Genomic DNA, 13,057 nt, shown 5'->3' with positions numbered 1-13,057 from the left:
CGGGGACAGGTGGCGCATTGTCAGATGCATCGGGCACATCAGGAACCGGTGCGGCCCTGGGCCACGGCCGCCGCGCGCTGGCGCTGGTAGTCGGCCAGCGGCACGGGCTGCGCATCGGGCCGGCCCAGGTCCTGCATCTGGATGCGGAAGGTTTCGCGGGCACTGGCGGCGGCCAGCGCCGCGATGACCGTGATGCCGAAGGCGATGGCACCCACCGTCAGCCAGATGTTCTGCGCACCGGGCGGGGCCACGACGGTGAACAGCGCCGGCAGCATGGCGGTGATGGCCGTGCCCACGTTCTGCGAGATGGCCATGGCCGAGACGCGGGTCCGGGTGGGAAACAGCTCGGGATAGAAGCTCGGGAACACCGCGTTGTAGCCCTGGTAGACCACGCCCCACATCAGCAGCGACATGACGATGGCCAGCGTCACGTTGTGGATGCTGATGGCGTACAGGTAGCCGAAGGCCAGCAGGCCGGCCGCGAGCGAGCCCACGATGATCGGCGGCTTGCGGCCGATCCGGTCCGACAGGTTGCCGACGAAGGGGATCACCAGCACCGCGAGGATGTTGCCCATCACCGGGATCCACAGGTACACGTCCTTGGCGAAGTTCACGCCGTAGGCCGGCTGCACCGCGTAGGCGGCGCCGAAGATGGTGGCCACGACCGGGATCACGTTCATGAGCGCCATCAGCACCACGCGCAGCATGTCGCGCCAGCTGTACTTGAAGGCGTCGACGATGGGCGAGCGGGCGCGCTGCTTCTGTTCGGTCTTGTCGGTGAAGGCGGGGGTCTCGTCCACCTCGCGGCGGATGATGTAGCCGGCCACGATCACGATGAAGGACAGCAGGAACGGGATGCGCCAGCCCCAGGTGTTGAACGATTCCTCGGGCATGTAGTGCGCCAGCGGCAGGAACACGGCGGCGGCCAGGATCTGGCCGGCCTGCACGCCCTGCAGCGTGAAGCTGGCGAAGAAGCCACGGCGGCCAAACGGTGCGTGCTCCAGGATCATGGAGCTGGCGCCCGAGATCTCGCCGGCCACGGCGAAGCCCTGGACCAGGCGGCAGACCACCAGCAGGAATGGCGCCCACAGGCCGACCTGCTCGTAGGTCGGCAGCAGGCCGACGGCGATGGTCGAAAAGCCCATCAGGAACATGCACCAGACCAGCACCTTCTTGCGGCCGTGCGTGTCGCCGATGTGGCCCAGCACGAAGGCACCGATCGGGCGCGCCACATAGCCCACGCCATAGGTGGCCAGCGAGGCGATGATGGCGATGCCGGGGTCGCCCTTGGGGAAGAAGATCTGCGGAAAGATCAGCGCCGCGGCCGTGGCGTAGATGAAGAAGTCGTAGTACTCCAGCGCGGACCCGATCCAACCGCTGGCGGCGGCCTTCTTGGATTGGTGCCGGCCCTGCGGCGCGTGCGCGGCGGATGGGGTGCTCATGGTTTGTCTCCTGAAGAGTGAAGCTGTTCGACAATCGCACGGCAAGTGCGACGGATCGAACTCTAAAGAGCTGGCCTCCACATCGCACAGAGCAAACAATCCGCCATCGATCGATAATCGAACAAAAACGTGCGATTATCGCTCGCATCAAGGGTTTTCACTGATGATCGATCCCTCTGACAACGCGCCAGCCGGCCTGCACCGGCGCGACTGGATTGCCGGGCTGGACCGTGGCCTGGGGCTGATCGAGGCTTTCGATGACGCCCACCCGCGCATGACAGCCAGCGAGATCGGCCAGCGCACCGGCATGACGCGCACCGCGGCGCGGCGTTACCTGCTCACCCTGCAGCACCTGGGCTATGTGGCCGGCGACGGGAAATTGTTCTGGCTCACGCCGCGCGTGCTGAGGTTGGGCCAGTCCTACCTGGAATCGGCGCGGCTGCCCCGCGTGGTGCAACCCTTTCTGCAGCGCGTGGCCATGGGCACGCACGAAACGGCCTATCTGGCGGTGCTGGACGGCGACGACGTGGTCTACATCGCGCGCAACGGCCCCAACCGCAGCATGAACACCGGCTACGTGCTGGGCGCGCGCGTGCCGCTGCAGCTGACGGCCTCGGGCATGCTGATGCTGGCGCTGCGGATCGAAGCCGAGGCCGAGCAGTGGCTGCAGACCCACGAACTGCGCGTGTTCACGCCGCACACCATCGCCAGCAAGGACCGGCTGCGGCTGGAGTTCGCGCGCATCCGCGCGCAGGGCTGGTCGCTGTCGGAGCAGCAGCTGGACCTGAACTCGCGCGGCATCGCCGTACCGCTGCGCGACCGCAACGGCGAGGTGGTGGGCGCGCTCAACATCACCATGCCCATGGGCCACGAGAGCAGCGACGACGCCGTCGCACGCGTGCTGCCCGTACTGCGCGAAACCGCGCAGGCCATGCGCAACCTGATCTGATCAGGGGCCGAGCACAAGACAGGCCAGCGGTTGGGCCTCGCCCACCGTCCACTGCAGGGCCTGGCCCTTGCCGCGCAGCTGGTGGCCGGCGCCTGCGTACCAGAAGCCCGAGCCGCTGGCCTGCTGCGCCAGCCGCGCCTCGCCGCCGCCGGGCACGCTCACCAGTGCATGGTTGCGCTCGAAACGCACGTCCAGCCGCACACCGCCTTCGCAGGTGTAGGCCACCAGGGGCGCCCGCACCGGCGTGCAGGCCGAGAGCGCGGCCAGCAGGCAGGGCAAGGCCGCTTGGCGCAGCATCGAAACTTTCGTCACGCGGGGCATTCTTGCAGCTGCGACACTCGCCACGATGAAACCCTGGCTGATCCCCGTGCTCTGCCTGCTCGCCGGCAGCGCCCACGCCGCCGACAACTGCGAAGCCATCCGCAGCGGCATCGAGGCGCGCATCCGCGCGGGCGGCATCGCCAATCCCGTGGTCACCGTGGTGGACGCCGCGCAGAGCGCGCCGGGCCAGGTGGTCGGCAGCTGCGCCATGGGCAGCAAGAAGATCGTCTATGTGCAGGGCGACGCCCCGCCCCGCAGCAGCGCGCCCATCCTGACCGAATGCCGCGACGGCTCCATGCCCGTCGACGGCCGCTGCCCGCGCTGATCCGGGTTTGCCCGAAAATAGCGGTTTTCCGGCCGCGCCCCTGCCGCGCCGCCCGCCCCCTTCACCTGGAACCGCGCTTTGTCCTTCGTCTCCGAAACCCGGCGTCGCCGCACCTTCGCCATCATTTCCCACCCCGACGCGGGTAAAACGACGCTGACCGAAAAGCTGCTGCTGTTCTCCGGCGCGATCCAGATCGCCGGCTCGGTCAAGGCGCGCAAGGCCAGCCGCCACGCCACCTCCGACTGGATGGAGATCGAGAAGCAGCGCGGCATCTCGGTGGCCAGTTCGGTCATGCAGATGGCCTACCGCGACCATGTGGTCAATCTGCTCGACACGCCGGGCCACAAGGACTTCTCCGAAGACACCTACCGCGTGCTGACGGCCGTGGACTCGGCACTGATGGTGATCGACGCGGCCAACGGCGTGGAAGCGCAAACGCGCCGGCTGATCGAGGTCTGCCGCCAGCGCGACACGCCCATCATCACCTTCGTCAACAAGATGGACCGCGAGGTGCGCGAGCCGCTCGACATCCTGGACGAGGTGGAGCGCGAACTCGGCATGCCCTGCGTGCCCATGACCTGGCCGGTCGGCCAGGGCAAGGCCTTCGGCGGCATCATCAACCTGCGCACCCAGGCCATGACGGTGTTCGAGTCCGGCAGCGAACGCCGGCCGCAGGACTTCGACACCATGCCCCTGGCGGACCGTGCCGCGCTGGAAGCGCGTTTCGGCAGCGAATTCACGACGGCCATGGACAGCATGGAGCTGGCCACGGGCGCCTCGCCCGCCTGGGACCATGCCGCCTTCCTGGCCGGCAAGCAGACGCCCGTGTTCTTCGGCTCGGGTGTCAACAACTTCGGCGTGATGGAGGTGCTGGACGCGCTGGTCGACCTGGCACCGCCGCCGCAAAAGCGCATCAGCACGGTGCTGGTGAACCGCCAGCCCGTCACCAAGGAGATCCAGCCCGAGGACAAGGACTTCGCCGGCGTGGTGTTCAAGGTGCAGGCCAACATGGACGCCAACCACCGCGACCGCATCGCCTTCGTGCGCATGGCCTCGGGCAAGTACACGCCGGGCATGAAGCTCAAGGTGCAGCGCACATCCAAGGAGCTGCGGCCGACCTCGGTCGTGACCTTCATGAGCCAGCGCCGCGAGGCCGTGGACGAGGCCTATGCGGGCGACATCATCGGTTTCACCACGCACGGCGGCGTGCAGCTGGGCGACACCATCACCGACGGCGCCAACCTGCAGTTCACCGGCCTGCCCTTCTTCGCGCCCGAGATGTTCATGACCGTGATCCTGCGCAACCCGCTGCGCACCAAGCAGCTGCAGCAGGGCCTGGCCCAGCTCGGCGAGGAAGGCGCGATCCAGGTGTTCAAGCCCGAGGCCGGCGGCGCCATGCTGCTGGGCGCCGTGGGCCAGCTGCAGTTCGAGGTGGTGCAGCACCGCCTGAAGGCCGAGTACGACGCCGACATCCGGCTGGAAGGCTGCCAGTACACGGGCGCGCGCTGGATCACCGCCGACACGCCGGCCGAGCTGCGCCAGTTCATCGACGCCTACCCGGCCCGCATGGCGCGCGATGCGGCCGACACGCTGGCCTATCTGTGCACCTCGCCCTACGACGTGCGGCTGGCGCAGGAGCGCTTTCCGAAGATCCACTTCCACCCGCTGCGCGAGCATGCGGGGCTGGCGCTGCAGAACGCGGGCTGATCGGCCGCACAACGGCCGCCATCATGCAGGCACTGCTTTTTGCACTCCAGCACTACGCCTTGCTGGGCATGGTTCTGCTGGCAGCCTGGGGTGTGGGCCACCTCGCGCTGGGCTGCGTTGGCAGGTCTGCACCGCTGGCAACTGGCCTGACGACACCGTTCGCGGTCGTCTTCGGCCTGGGCATGGCCATCTGCGCGCTGCAGGCCCTCGCCGTCTTCGGATGGCTCACAGTACATGCGGTCGGCACGCTGTGGGTCCTGGGCTTGCTGGCCGCCTGCCACCAGCTGGTGCACATGCGGCGACGCGCGCCAGCGCCAGCTTCCACATGGCCCGCAGCAGGATTCGGCGACCGCATTGCACTGGCCTGCCTGGCGCTGGCCTTGCTCTCCGTGCTGCCACGCCCTCTGGGGCCACCGCTGGCCTGGGACGAACTCATGTACCACCTGCCGCATGCGCAGCAGTGGGCCGAGACGGGTCGGTTGCAGGTCAACCCCTGGTTGCGCTACCCCTGGTTTCCGTACAACTTCGACCTGCTCTACGCCGCCGCGCTGCTGTTCGGCAATGACATCCTGCCGCACCTGTTCCATGCGGCCGCCGGCTGGCTCACTGCCTGGCTGGTCTATGCATTGGGCGCCCGCCACGCCAGTCGCATCGTCGGCGCCTCTGCAGCCATTCTCTGGCTCCTGCTGACCAAGGGCGAATACGACAACGCCTACGTCGACATGGGTGTGGCCATGTTCGTGCTGGCCGCCGCCATTGCGTTCGTGCATTGGCGCAGTGGCGGCCGGCAACGGACCTGGTTGGCGGCGAGCGCCTTCCTGCTCGGTGTGGCGGTAGGCTCCAAGTACCAGGCGCTTGGCCTGCTGCCCTTCTTCGCGATCGCTTTGCTGCGGCACGACCGGCGCGCCTCCACCCTGCTGATCGCCACGGCCAGCCTGGCATTGCCGTGTGCGTACTGGTATGCACGCAACGCCATCGCCACCGGCGATCCGTTCAACCCGATCGGCGGCCCCCTCTTCGGATTCACCGACTGGGACGCCGCAGACCACCAAGGCCAGTTCGCCGACCTGCGGCGCAACGCGGGACGTCCATCCTGGTTGTTGTGGCCCGCGTTGCTGGCACCCTGGCTGCCCGCGTTGCGGCAATCTGCCGCCACACGCGGGGCCATCTGGCTGTGCGGGTGGATGCTGCTCGTCTGGTTGGTGAGTTCACGCTACCCGCGCTACCTCATTCCCGCCTATCCGTTGCTGGCATTGCTGTCCGTGGCCAGCGTGCTGCACATGCTTGCCCGTGTACCGACCTTGCAGCGGGCGCAAGCGCACCCCGTCGCGCGAGGCGCAGCCTGGCTGCTGGTCATCGCCGTTGCGGTTGCCGCCATGGCCGGATTCCACAAGCAGAGCAAAGGCATCGCGGCGACGGCAGAGGCCAGGAACGCCATGCTGCGCGACAAAGTGCGCGGCTACGGCATCTGGGAGCATCTGCGCGCGCACCCCATTGGCCGGATCTACCAGCTGGGTGTGGAGGACTCGCTCTATTACGCCCCCCAGCCTGTCTGGGGCGAGGTGTTCGGCCCCTGGCGTTACCGGGATGTGCAAAATCTGCCTGCACAGCAGATGCACCGCAAACTGTCGAGCCAGCACTTCGATGCGCTCGTGGTCGACACGGAGCGCGTGCCTGGCCTCGTCACGCAGCCGGCATTCGGCGACTGGTTCGAGCTGCTGCGCAGCGATGGCAGTGTCCAGCTGTACCGCCTGCGGACCCCGGTCGCACCATGATCTTGGCATCCACCGTTTTCTCCGATCACCCCGCCATGCGCATTGCCGTTGTCATCCCCTGCTACAACGAGGCGGCCGCTATCGCCATGACGCTGGACGAAATGCGGCTGGCCCTGCCGCAGGCGCAGCTGTACGTCTTCGACAACGCATCGAGCGACGACACCGCCAGCATCGCGCGTGCGCACGGCGCACATGTCGTGCACGTCGGTTTGCGCGGCAAAGGCAACGTGGTGCGCCGCATGTTTGCCGATGTCGAGGCCGACATCTATGTCATGGTGGATGGCGATGCGACCTACGATCCGAGCCGCCTGCGCGAGCATGTTGCCCTGCTGCAGGAACAACCGCTGGACATGCTGGTCGGTCACCGCACCGACGATGCGGCAGACACCAAGACCTACCGCCCCGGGCACCGCTGGGGCAACCAAGGCCTGACGCAGGCCGTCTCGCGCATCTTCGGGGGAACGCTCGGCGACATGCTGTCTGGCTACCGCGTGTTCTCGCGTCGCTACGTCAAATCCTTTCCGGCGATTTCGCAAGGCTTCGAGATCGAGACCGAATTGACGGTGCACGCCCTGGAACTGCGCATGCCGATGGCCGAAGTACCGGTCGTCTACCGCGCCAGGCCGCAAGGATCGACCAGCAAGCTGTCGACCTACCGCGACGGCTGGCGCATCGTGAAGACCATCGCCAAGCTGTTCATCACCGAGCGCCCGCTGCGCTTCTTCACCTGGGTCGCGGGCGCATTGGCCTTGCTGGCGGTCGGCCTCAGCCTGCCGCTGGCCCTGACCTACATGCAGACCGGGCTGGTTCCACGTCTTCCTACGGCCGTGCTGGTGACCGGTCTGATGATGTGCGCCATGTTGTCGTTCGTCTGCGGCGCGGTGCTCCACACCGTGACCGTGGGCAGACGCGAGGTGAAGCGCCGGCACTACCTGTCGATCCCGCTCGCCAGGCCCGCCTCGGGGCCATGAAGTGAGACAGGTCGGCACGTTCGCACGCTTCTGCGTGGTGGGAGCCATCGGCTTCGTCGTGGACGTGGCGACGCTCTATGCCCTGTCAGACACGCTGGGCTGGTATGCGGCGCGCCTCATCTCCTTCCTGTGCGCTGCCACGGCCACCTGGGCACTCAACCGGCGCCTGACATTCACGGGCCGCGACCCGCACGCGTCCGCTCCCGCCGTGCTGCGCGAGTACCTCAGGTACCTGGCATCCATGCTGGGCGGAGGCGTCGTGAACTATCTCGTCTACCTGGGCGCACTGCATGGGCTGCGTGGCGACCACGCGCCCGCCGTGGGCGTCGCGCTCGGCAGTGCGGGGGGACTGGTCGTCAACTACCTGCTGGCCCGCCACCTCGTCTTCAGACACAAGCAAAACCCGTGAACAGCCCATGAAGCCCTTGTCGATGAACTGGCCTGCGACCGTTTCGCTCGCCCTGCGCGGCGTCTTCACCGACATCGACGACACGCTCACCACCGAGGGCGCCATCACCGCGGACGCATTGCAGGCCCTGGCCGACCTGCGCGCTGCGGGCCTCGCGGTGGTCGCCATCACGGGCCGCTCCGTCGGCTGGAGCCTGCCGTTCGCAGCGGCGTGGCCGGTCGATGCCATCGTCGCCGAGAACGGTGCCGTCGCGTTGCTGCGCGGGGCCGACGGCCTGGTGGAGAAGCGCTACCTGCAGGACGCTGCCACGCGCGCTGCCAACTTCGCGCGCATGCAGCAGGCGCTGGCCCAGATCGAGCACGGCATCCCGGGCGCGCTGCGGGCCGGCGACTCGGCGGGCCGCGAAACCGACATCGCCATCGACCACAGCGAGTTCGTGCAACTGGACCAGGCGCAGATCGATGCCGTGGTGCAGGCCATGCACGGCGCCGGCCTGCACGCCACGGTCTCCTCCATCCATGTGAATGCCTGGTTCGGTACGCACGACAAGCTGCAGGGCGCGCGCTGGATCGTGCGCGAACTCTGGCAGCGCGACCTGGACGCCGAGCTCGGCCAGTGGGCCTACGTGGGCGACTCGACCAACGACGCGCGCATGTTCGAGGTGTTCGAGAACAGCGTGGGCGTCGCCAACATCGCGCGCTTCGTGCCGCAGCTGGCGCACCTGCCGCGCTACGTGGCGCAGGGCGCGCGCGGCGCGGGCTTCGCCGAATTTGCGCGCCTGGTGCTGGCCCAGCGCACCTAGACGCCGCGCTGCAGTACCTCGCGCACGGTGTCGGCCACCACATGCCGGCTCTGCGCGCGCCAGGCCAGGTGCAGTTCGGCGTGCAGGCCGGCCGGGTCGCGCAGCGGCCGGAACGCGACCCGTGCGTAGCCCAGGCGCTGCGCGGAAGCCGGCACCAGCGCCACGCCCCAGCCCGCGTCGACCATGGCCAGGATGGAGTGCGTGTGGCTCAGTGTCAGCACGGTGTCGGGTGCCACGTCCTCGGCACGCAGCCGACCCGCGATGAGCTCGTAGATGTAGCGCGTCTCCGACGGGCAATAGGCGATGAAGGGCTGCCCCTGCAGCTCGGCGAGCGTGGCGGCCTCGCCGTGCGACATGGCGTGGCCCGCGGGCGCGGCCAGCAGCAGCGGCTCGCGCAGCAGCATGCAGGAGGCCGCGAAGCTGCGCGGCGCGAACGGCCGCACGATGCCCAGGTCGATGCGATCGCTGCCCAGCGCGTCGAGCTGGTCCACCGTCTGCAGCTCCCGCGGCACCACCTCCACATCGGGCAGCGCAGCGCGGATCGCGCCCAGCACCTGCGGCAGCAGCGCGAAGCTGGCCGCCGCGATGAAGCCCAGCGTGACCGTGCCCGCATCGGCACGCATGGCGCGGCGCGCGGCCAGCATGGCGGCCTGGCTGCGGCGCAGGATGTCCTCGGCCTCGCGCAGGAAGCTGGCACCGGCCGGCGTCAGGCGCACCGTGCCGCCCGCACGTTCGAGCAGCTGCACGCCGAGCTCGTGTTCCAGCAGCTGGATCTGCCGCGTGAGCGGCGGCTGGGTCATGTGCAGCAGCGCCGCCGCACGGCCGAAATGCAGTTCGGAGGCGACGGCGACGAAACAGCGCAGTTGCGAGAGCTGGAACACGATTCAGAACTTGGATGGCGGGATCGCCAGATTGGATTGGACGACGGCGGGCTGCCTTTCTAGAGTAGCACCCCGTTTCACCGCTTCCTGGAGTTCTCCCCCATGCCCTCGTTCCAAGGTCCCGCGCTGCGCCAGGCGCTCAACGGCATTTCCGGCATCCTGGTCACGCCCTTCGACGCGCAGGACCGCGTGGTCGCCGCACCGCTGAAGCCCGTGGTCGACCGCGCCGTGCAGGCCGGTGTGCAGGTGCTCGTGGCCAACGGCAACACCAGCGAGTTCTACGGCCTGCAGCCGGCCGAGGCCGAGCGCGCCGTGGCCATCGCGGCCGACTGCGTGGCCGGCCGCGTGCCGCTGCTGGCCGGCGTGGGCCGCAGCGTGGGCGAGGCCTGTGCGCTGGCGCGCGTCTCGCGCGAAGCCGGCGCCGACGCGCTCATGGTGCACCAGCCGCCGGACCCCTTCGTCGCGCCGCGCGGCGTGCTGGCCTATGTGCAGCGCATCGCCGAGGCCGGCGCCGGCCTGCCGCTGGTGCTGTACCTGCGCAACGAGAACATCGGCCTGGATGCGATCGAGGCGCTGTGCCGCGTCCCCGAGGTCGTGGGCATCAAGTGGGCCTCGCCGACGCCGCTGGTGCTGGCCGCCGCCATGCGCCGCACGGCCAACCGGCAGCTGGCCTGGGTCGGCGGCCTGGCCGAGGTCTGGGCGCCGCCGTTCTACGCGGTCGGCGCGCGTGGCTTCACCTCCGGCCTCATCAACGTGCTGCCCGAGCGCTCGGTCGCGATCTACAACGCGCTCGAGGCCGCCGACCAGGCACTGGCCATGCGCCTCATCGAAGAAATGCTGCCCTTCGAGGAACTGCGTGCGCAGGAGAACAACGGCACCAATGTGACCGTGGTCAAGAGCGCGCTGCAACTCATGGGCAACGACTGCGGCGCCACGCGGCCGCCTTCGGCCTGGCCGCTGAGCGACAAGCAGCAACAACAGCTGCGCAGCCTGCTCGGCGGCTGGAACCTGCTGCGCTGAGCCTTCCCGCTTTTTCCTTCCACTTCACCGGAGACAAACCATGCGCACACGTCGCGCGATGATCGCGCTCGCCTGCACGGCCTGCATCGCCCCCCTGGCTTCGGCCCAGACGCCGGCCTTCCCGGCCAAGCCCATCACCATCGTCATCGGCTCCACGCCCGGCAGCGCCACCGACGGCCTGACCCGCGCGATGGGCGCCGAGATCACACGCCTCAGCGGACAGCCCGTGATCGTCGAGAGCCGTGCCGGCGCCTTCGGCAGCATCGCGGCGCAGTACGTGGCCAAGGCCCAGCCGGACGGCTACACGCTGTTCATGACGACCAACACCACGCAGTCTGCGAATCCGCACCTGCTGAGGAAGATCGCCTATGACCCGATCAAGGACTTCGCGCCGGTGGCGCTGCTGGCGCGCGGCTACCTGGCACTGGTGGTGAATCCGCAGGTCAAGGCGAACAACGTGGCCGAGCTCGTGGCGCTGGCCAAGGCGCAGCCCGGCAAGCTGAACTACGGCTCGGGCAGCTCCTCGGCCCAGATCGCCACCGAACTGTTCCAGCAGGCCACGGGCACCAAGTTCAACTACGTGCCCTACAAGGCCAACCCGCCGGCCGTGCTGGACCTCGTGGGCGGGCAGATCGACCTCATGATCGTGGACCTCACGACCAGCCTGCCGCAGGTCAAGGCCGGCAAGCTGCGTGCGCTGGGCATGAGCAGCCCGAAACGCTCGCCGCTGGCGCCCGAGGTGCCGGCGATCAACGAGTCGCTGCCGGGCTACGAGTTCGGCTACTGGAACGCGCTGTACGCACCGGCCGGCACGCCCGCGCCGGTGGTGCAGAAGATGGCCAGCCTGGTGCGCGAGGCGCTGGCCGCGCCGAACGTGCAGCAGGTCATCGAGAAGACCGGGCAGGAAGCCGCCTTCATGGGGCCGGAGGAACTGGCGAAATTCCAGCTCGGCGAGCTGGAGCGCTGGGGCAAGATCATCCGGGCGGCCGGGATCGAGCCGGAGTGATCTCCTCGGCATCGGGCGCGATGCTGAAACGTGCATCGCAGCCGATGCCTGCCGCGATCCAGCGTCGCGCCAGCGGCGCCAGCCAGCGCGCGCCCAGCACCTCGGCCGGGGCGCTCAGCGCGCCGCACAGGTAGCGGCCCTGCGCGCCGTCCCAGCGCACGGCGACACAGGCGCCACGCCTGCGACGCGACAGCAGCATGCCCAGCGGACAGGGCTCCAGCAGGCAGCACATGCCGCAGCCGTTGCACGGCGCGCCATGGTCCGGCTTGGCCGGCGCGTGCGGATGCACGTGCACGACCTGCCAGTCGGTTGGCGTGGAGGATTCGGAACGGGCCATGACGCGATGATGCCGCGTCAGGCCACTGTGGTCACTGCGGCTTGGCCAGCCCCAGCTTCTCGATGACGACCTTCTCGCGCGCCACCGTGTCCCGCGCGAACTGGGTGTAGTCGGCCGTGCTCTTGTAGTCGGGCAGCATGTCGTACTTGGCCAGCGTGGCCACGTAGCTCGGCTCTTCCATGGCCTTCTTGAAGGCGTCATGCAGGCGTTTGACGACCTCGGGCGGCGTGCCCTTGGGCGCACCGATGCCGAAGGGCGAGTTCTGCACGATGTTGTAGCCCAGCTCCTTGAGCGTGGGCGCATCGGGGAACTTGGGCAGGCGCTTCTCGCCCCATGTATTGAGCACGCGCAGCTTGCCGGCCTCGACCTGCGGCGCGAAGCCCGTGGAGTCCACCGCCGCCATGAGCTGGCCGCTGACCACGGCCAGCATGAGGTCGGCGCTGCCCTTGTAGGGCACGTGCTGCAGGTCGATGCCGGCCTGCTGGGCGATGATCTCCGTCGTCAGGTGCGGGCTGGTCAGGGTGCCGGTGGAGCCGTAGGTCAGCTTGCCGGGGTTGGCCTTGGCGTAGGCCACGAAGTCGGCCCAGGTCTTGAACGGGCTGTCGGTCGGCACCACGACACCGAAGGCATAGCCCGTGACGTTGATCACGTAGCTGATGTCCTTGATCGGGTCCCAGTTGATCTTGGTGGTGTAGCCCAGGCGGAACACGCCCAGCGGAATCTGCGCGATGGTGTAGCCGTCGGGCTGCGAGATCTGCAGTGCCTGTGCGGGCAGGGTGCCGCCGGCGCCGGGCTTGTTCTCGATGATGACGGGGTGGCCCAGCACCTTGGCCGCGTTGTCGGCCAGCGAGCGCATGGTGATGTCGGTCGGGCCACCGGCCGGGAAGGCGATGACGAGCTTGATCGGCTTGCTGGGGAAGTTCTTCCAGGCCTGGGCCTGGGCGGTGACGGGGGCCACGAGCGTGGTCAGCGAGGCGAGCGCGGTGGCGCCCAGCAGGGAACGGCGGAACATGGAGCGGTTTCTCATCGTGGCGGATGCAAAGCGCGCCATTCAACACCACATGGCAGCGGCCCGCATCGGTGATGTCCCTGGGCGCGCGCTGCCTATGATG

At 68.6% G+C, this 13,057-nt stretch carries 14 protein-coding genes; 9 read left to right on the top strand and 5 right to left on the bottom strand.

Annotation, left to right across the window (positions count from 1 at the left end; genetic code table 11):
• Positions 1-38: 38 nt before the first annotated feature.
• Complete coding sequence (locus ACSQ4M_RS12855) at positions 39-1,442, bottom strand: MFS transporter (protein WP_436189909.1); 1,404 nt, start codon at positions 1,440-1,442, stop codon at positions 39-41.
• Between the two features lie 163 nt (positions 1,443-1,605).
• On the opposite strand from ACSQ4M_RS12855, the gene ACSQ4M_RS12850 reads away from it, so the two are divergent.
• Entirely contained in the window at positions 1,606-2,391 is a 786-nt protein-coding gene (locus ACSQ4M_RS12850; RefSeq protein ID WP_436189908.1) for an IclR family transcriptional regulator domain-containing protein, read from the top strand.
• Here ACSQ4M_RS12850 and ACSQ4M_RS12845 read toward each other — a convergent pair whose 3' ends face one another.
• On the bottom strand, positions 2,392-2,703 hold the full coding sequence (locus ACSQ4M_RS12845) for an MliC family protein (RefSeq protein ID WP_436189907.1): 312 nt from the start codon (positions 2,701-2,703) through the stop codon (positions 2,392-2,394).
• 34 nt (positions 2,704-2,737) lie between these two features.
• On the opposite strand from ACSQ4M_RS12845, the gene ACSQ4M_RS12840 reads away from it, so the two are divergent.
• From ACSQ4M_RS12840 to ACSQ4M_RS12815, 6 genes are all read left to right on the top strand, one after another.
• Positions 2,738-3,037, top strand: coding sequence for a DUF1161 domain-containing protein (locus tag ACSQ4M_RS12840; RefSeq protein ID WP_436189906.1), 300 nt, complete (start codon positions 2,738-2,740; stop codon positions 3,035-3,037).
• 78 nt (positions 3,038-3,115) lie between these two features.
• Positions 3,116-4,744 (top strand): peptide chain release factor 3, encoded by a 1,629-nt coding sequence (locus ACSQ4M_RS12835; RefSeq protein ID WP_436189905.1) that lies wholly within the window; start codon positions 3,116-3,118, stop codon positions 4,742-4,744.
• A gap of 23 nt (positions 4,745-4,767) precedes the next feature.
• Entirely contained in the window at positions 4,768-6,519 is a 1,752-nt protein-coding gene (locus ACSQ4M_RS12830) for an ArnT family glycosyltransferase (protein WP_436189904.1), read from the top strand.
• A 35-nt stretch (positions 6,520-6,554) separates the two neighbouring features.
• Positions 6,555-7,490 (top strand): glycosyltransferase family 2 protein, encoded by a 936-nt coding sequence (locus ACSQ4M_RS12825; RefSeq protein WP_436189903.1) that lies wholly within the window; start codon positions 6,555-6,557, stop codon positions 7,488-7,490.
• Position 7,491: 1 nt separating this feature from the next.
• A complete protein-coding gene (locus tag ACSQ4M_RS12820; protein ID WP_436189902.1) occupies positions 7,492-7,899 on the top strand; it encodes a GtrA family protein in 408 nt (135 codons plus the stop codon).
• A 7-nt stretch (positions 7,900-7,906) separates the two neighbouring features.
• Entirely contained in the window at positions 7,907-8,701 is a 795-nt protein-coding gene (locus tag ACSQ4M_RS12815; RefSeq protein ID WP_436189901.1) for an HAD-IIB family hydrolase, read from the top strand.
• Here the strand turns inward: ACSQ4M_RS12815 and ACSQ4M_RS12810 are convergent.
• Entirely contained in the window at positions 8,698-9,582 is an 885-nt protein-coding gene (locus tag ACSQ4M_RS12810; protein WP_436189900.1) for a LysR family transcriptional regulator, read from the bottom strand. The genes ACSQ4M_RS12815 and ACSQ4M_RS12810 overlap by 4 nt on opposite strands.
• A gap of 102 nt (positions 9,583-9,684) precedes the next feature.
• Here ACSQ4M_RS12810 and ACSQ4M_RS12805 point away from each other — a divergent pair, with 102 nt between their 5' ends.
• Both ACSQ4M_RS12805 and ACSQ4M_RS12800 read left to right on the top strand, forming a co-directional pair.
• On the top strand, positions 9,685-10,602 hold the full coding sequence (locus ACSQ4M_RS12805; RefSeq protein WP_436189899.1) for a dihydrodipicolinate synthase family protein: 918 nt from the start codon (positions 9,685-9,687) through the stop codon (positions 10,600-10,602).
• Between the two features lie 40 nt (positions 10,603-10,642).
• A complete protein-coding gene (locus ACSQ4M_RS12800) occupies positions 10,643-11,608 on the top strand; it encodes a Bug family tripartite tricarboxylate transporter substrate binding protein (protein ID WP_436189898.1) in 966 nt (321 codons plus the stop codon).
• Here the strand turns inward: ACSQ4M_RS12800 and ACSQ4M_RS12795 are convergent.
• Both ACSQ4M_RS12795 and ACSQ4M_RS12790 read right to left on the bottom strand, forming a co-directional pair.
• Positions 11,577-11,945: a hypothetical protein gene (locus ACSQ4M_RS12795; RefSeq protein ID WP_436189897.1), complete on the bottom strand. Its 369-nt coding sequence runs from the start codon at positions 11,943-11,945 to the stop codon at positions 11,577-11,579. The genes ACSQ4M_RS12800 and ACSQ4M_RS12795 overlap by 32 nt on opposite strands.
• A gap of 31 nt (positions 11,946-11,976) precedes the next feature.
• Positions 11,977-12,957, bottom strand: coding sequence for a Bug family tripartite tricarboxylate transporter substrate binding protein (locus ACSQ4M_RS12790; protein WP_436189896.1), 981 nt, complete (start codon positions 12,955-12,957; stop codon positions 11,977-11,979).
• Positions 12,958-13,057: the final 100 nt, after the last annotated feature.

It is taken from the genome of Pseudorhodoferax sp. LjRoot39 (assembly GCF_964253035.1).
Taxonomy (GTDB): Bacteria; Pseudomonadota; Gammaproteobacteria; order Burkholderiales; family Burkholderiaceae_C; genus Pseudorhodoferax.
The sequence above is the reverse complement of the archived record's forward strand: the minus strand, read 5'-3'. Positions and strand labels throughout refer to the sequence as shown.

Coding starts and splice junctions, on each gene's coding strand:
- ACSQ4M_RS12800 (WP_436189898.1), top strand. CDS start 10,643: ATGCGCACACGTCGCGCGATGATCGCGCTCGCCTGCACGGCCTGCATC.
- ACSQ4M_RS12855 (WP_436189909.1), bottom strand. CDS start 1,442: ATGAGCACCCCATCCGCCGCGCACGCGCCGCAGGGCCGGCACCAATCC.
- ACSQ4M_RS12790 (WP_436189896.1), bottom strand. CDS start 12,957: ATGTTCCGCCGTTCCCTGCTGGGCGCCACCGCGCTCGCCTCGCTGACC.
- ACSQ4M_RS12805 (WP_436189899.1), top strand. CDS start 9,685: ATGCCCTCGTTCCAAGGTCCCGCGCTGCGCCAGGCGCTCAACGGCATT.
- ACSQ4M_RS12830 (WP_436189904.1), top strand. CDS start 4,768: ATGCAGGCACTGCTTTTTGCACTCCAGCACTACGCCTTGCTGGGCATG.
- ACSQ4M_RS12840 (WP_436189906.1), top strand. CDS start 2,738: ATGAAACCCTGGCTGATCCCCGTGCTCTGCCTGCTCGCCGGCAGCGCC.
- ACSQ4M_RS12815 (WP_436189901.1), top strand. CDS start 7,907: ATGAAGCCCTTGTCGATGAACTGGCCTGCGACCGTTTCGCTCGCCCTG.
- ACSQ4M_RS12850 (WP_436189908.1), top strand. CDS start 1,606: ATGATCGATCCCTCTGACAACGCGCCAGCCGGCCTGCACCGGCGCGAC.
- ACSQ4M_RS12825 (WP_436189903.1), top strand. CDS start 6,555: ATGCGCATTGCCGTTGTCATCCCCTGCTACAACGAGGCGGCCGCTATC.
- ACSQ4M_RS12795 (WP_436189897.1), bottom strand. CDS start 11,945: ATGGCCCGTTCCGAATCCTCCACGCCAACCGACTGGCAGGTCGTGCAC.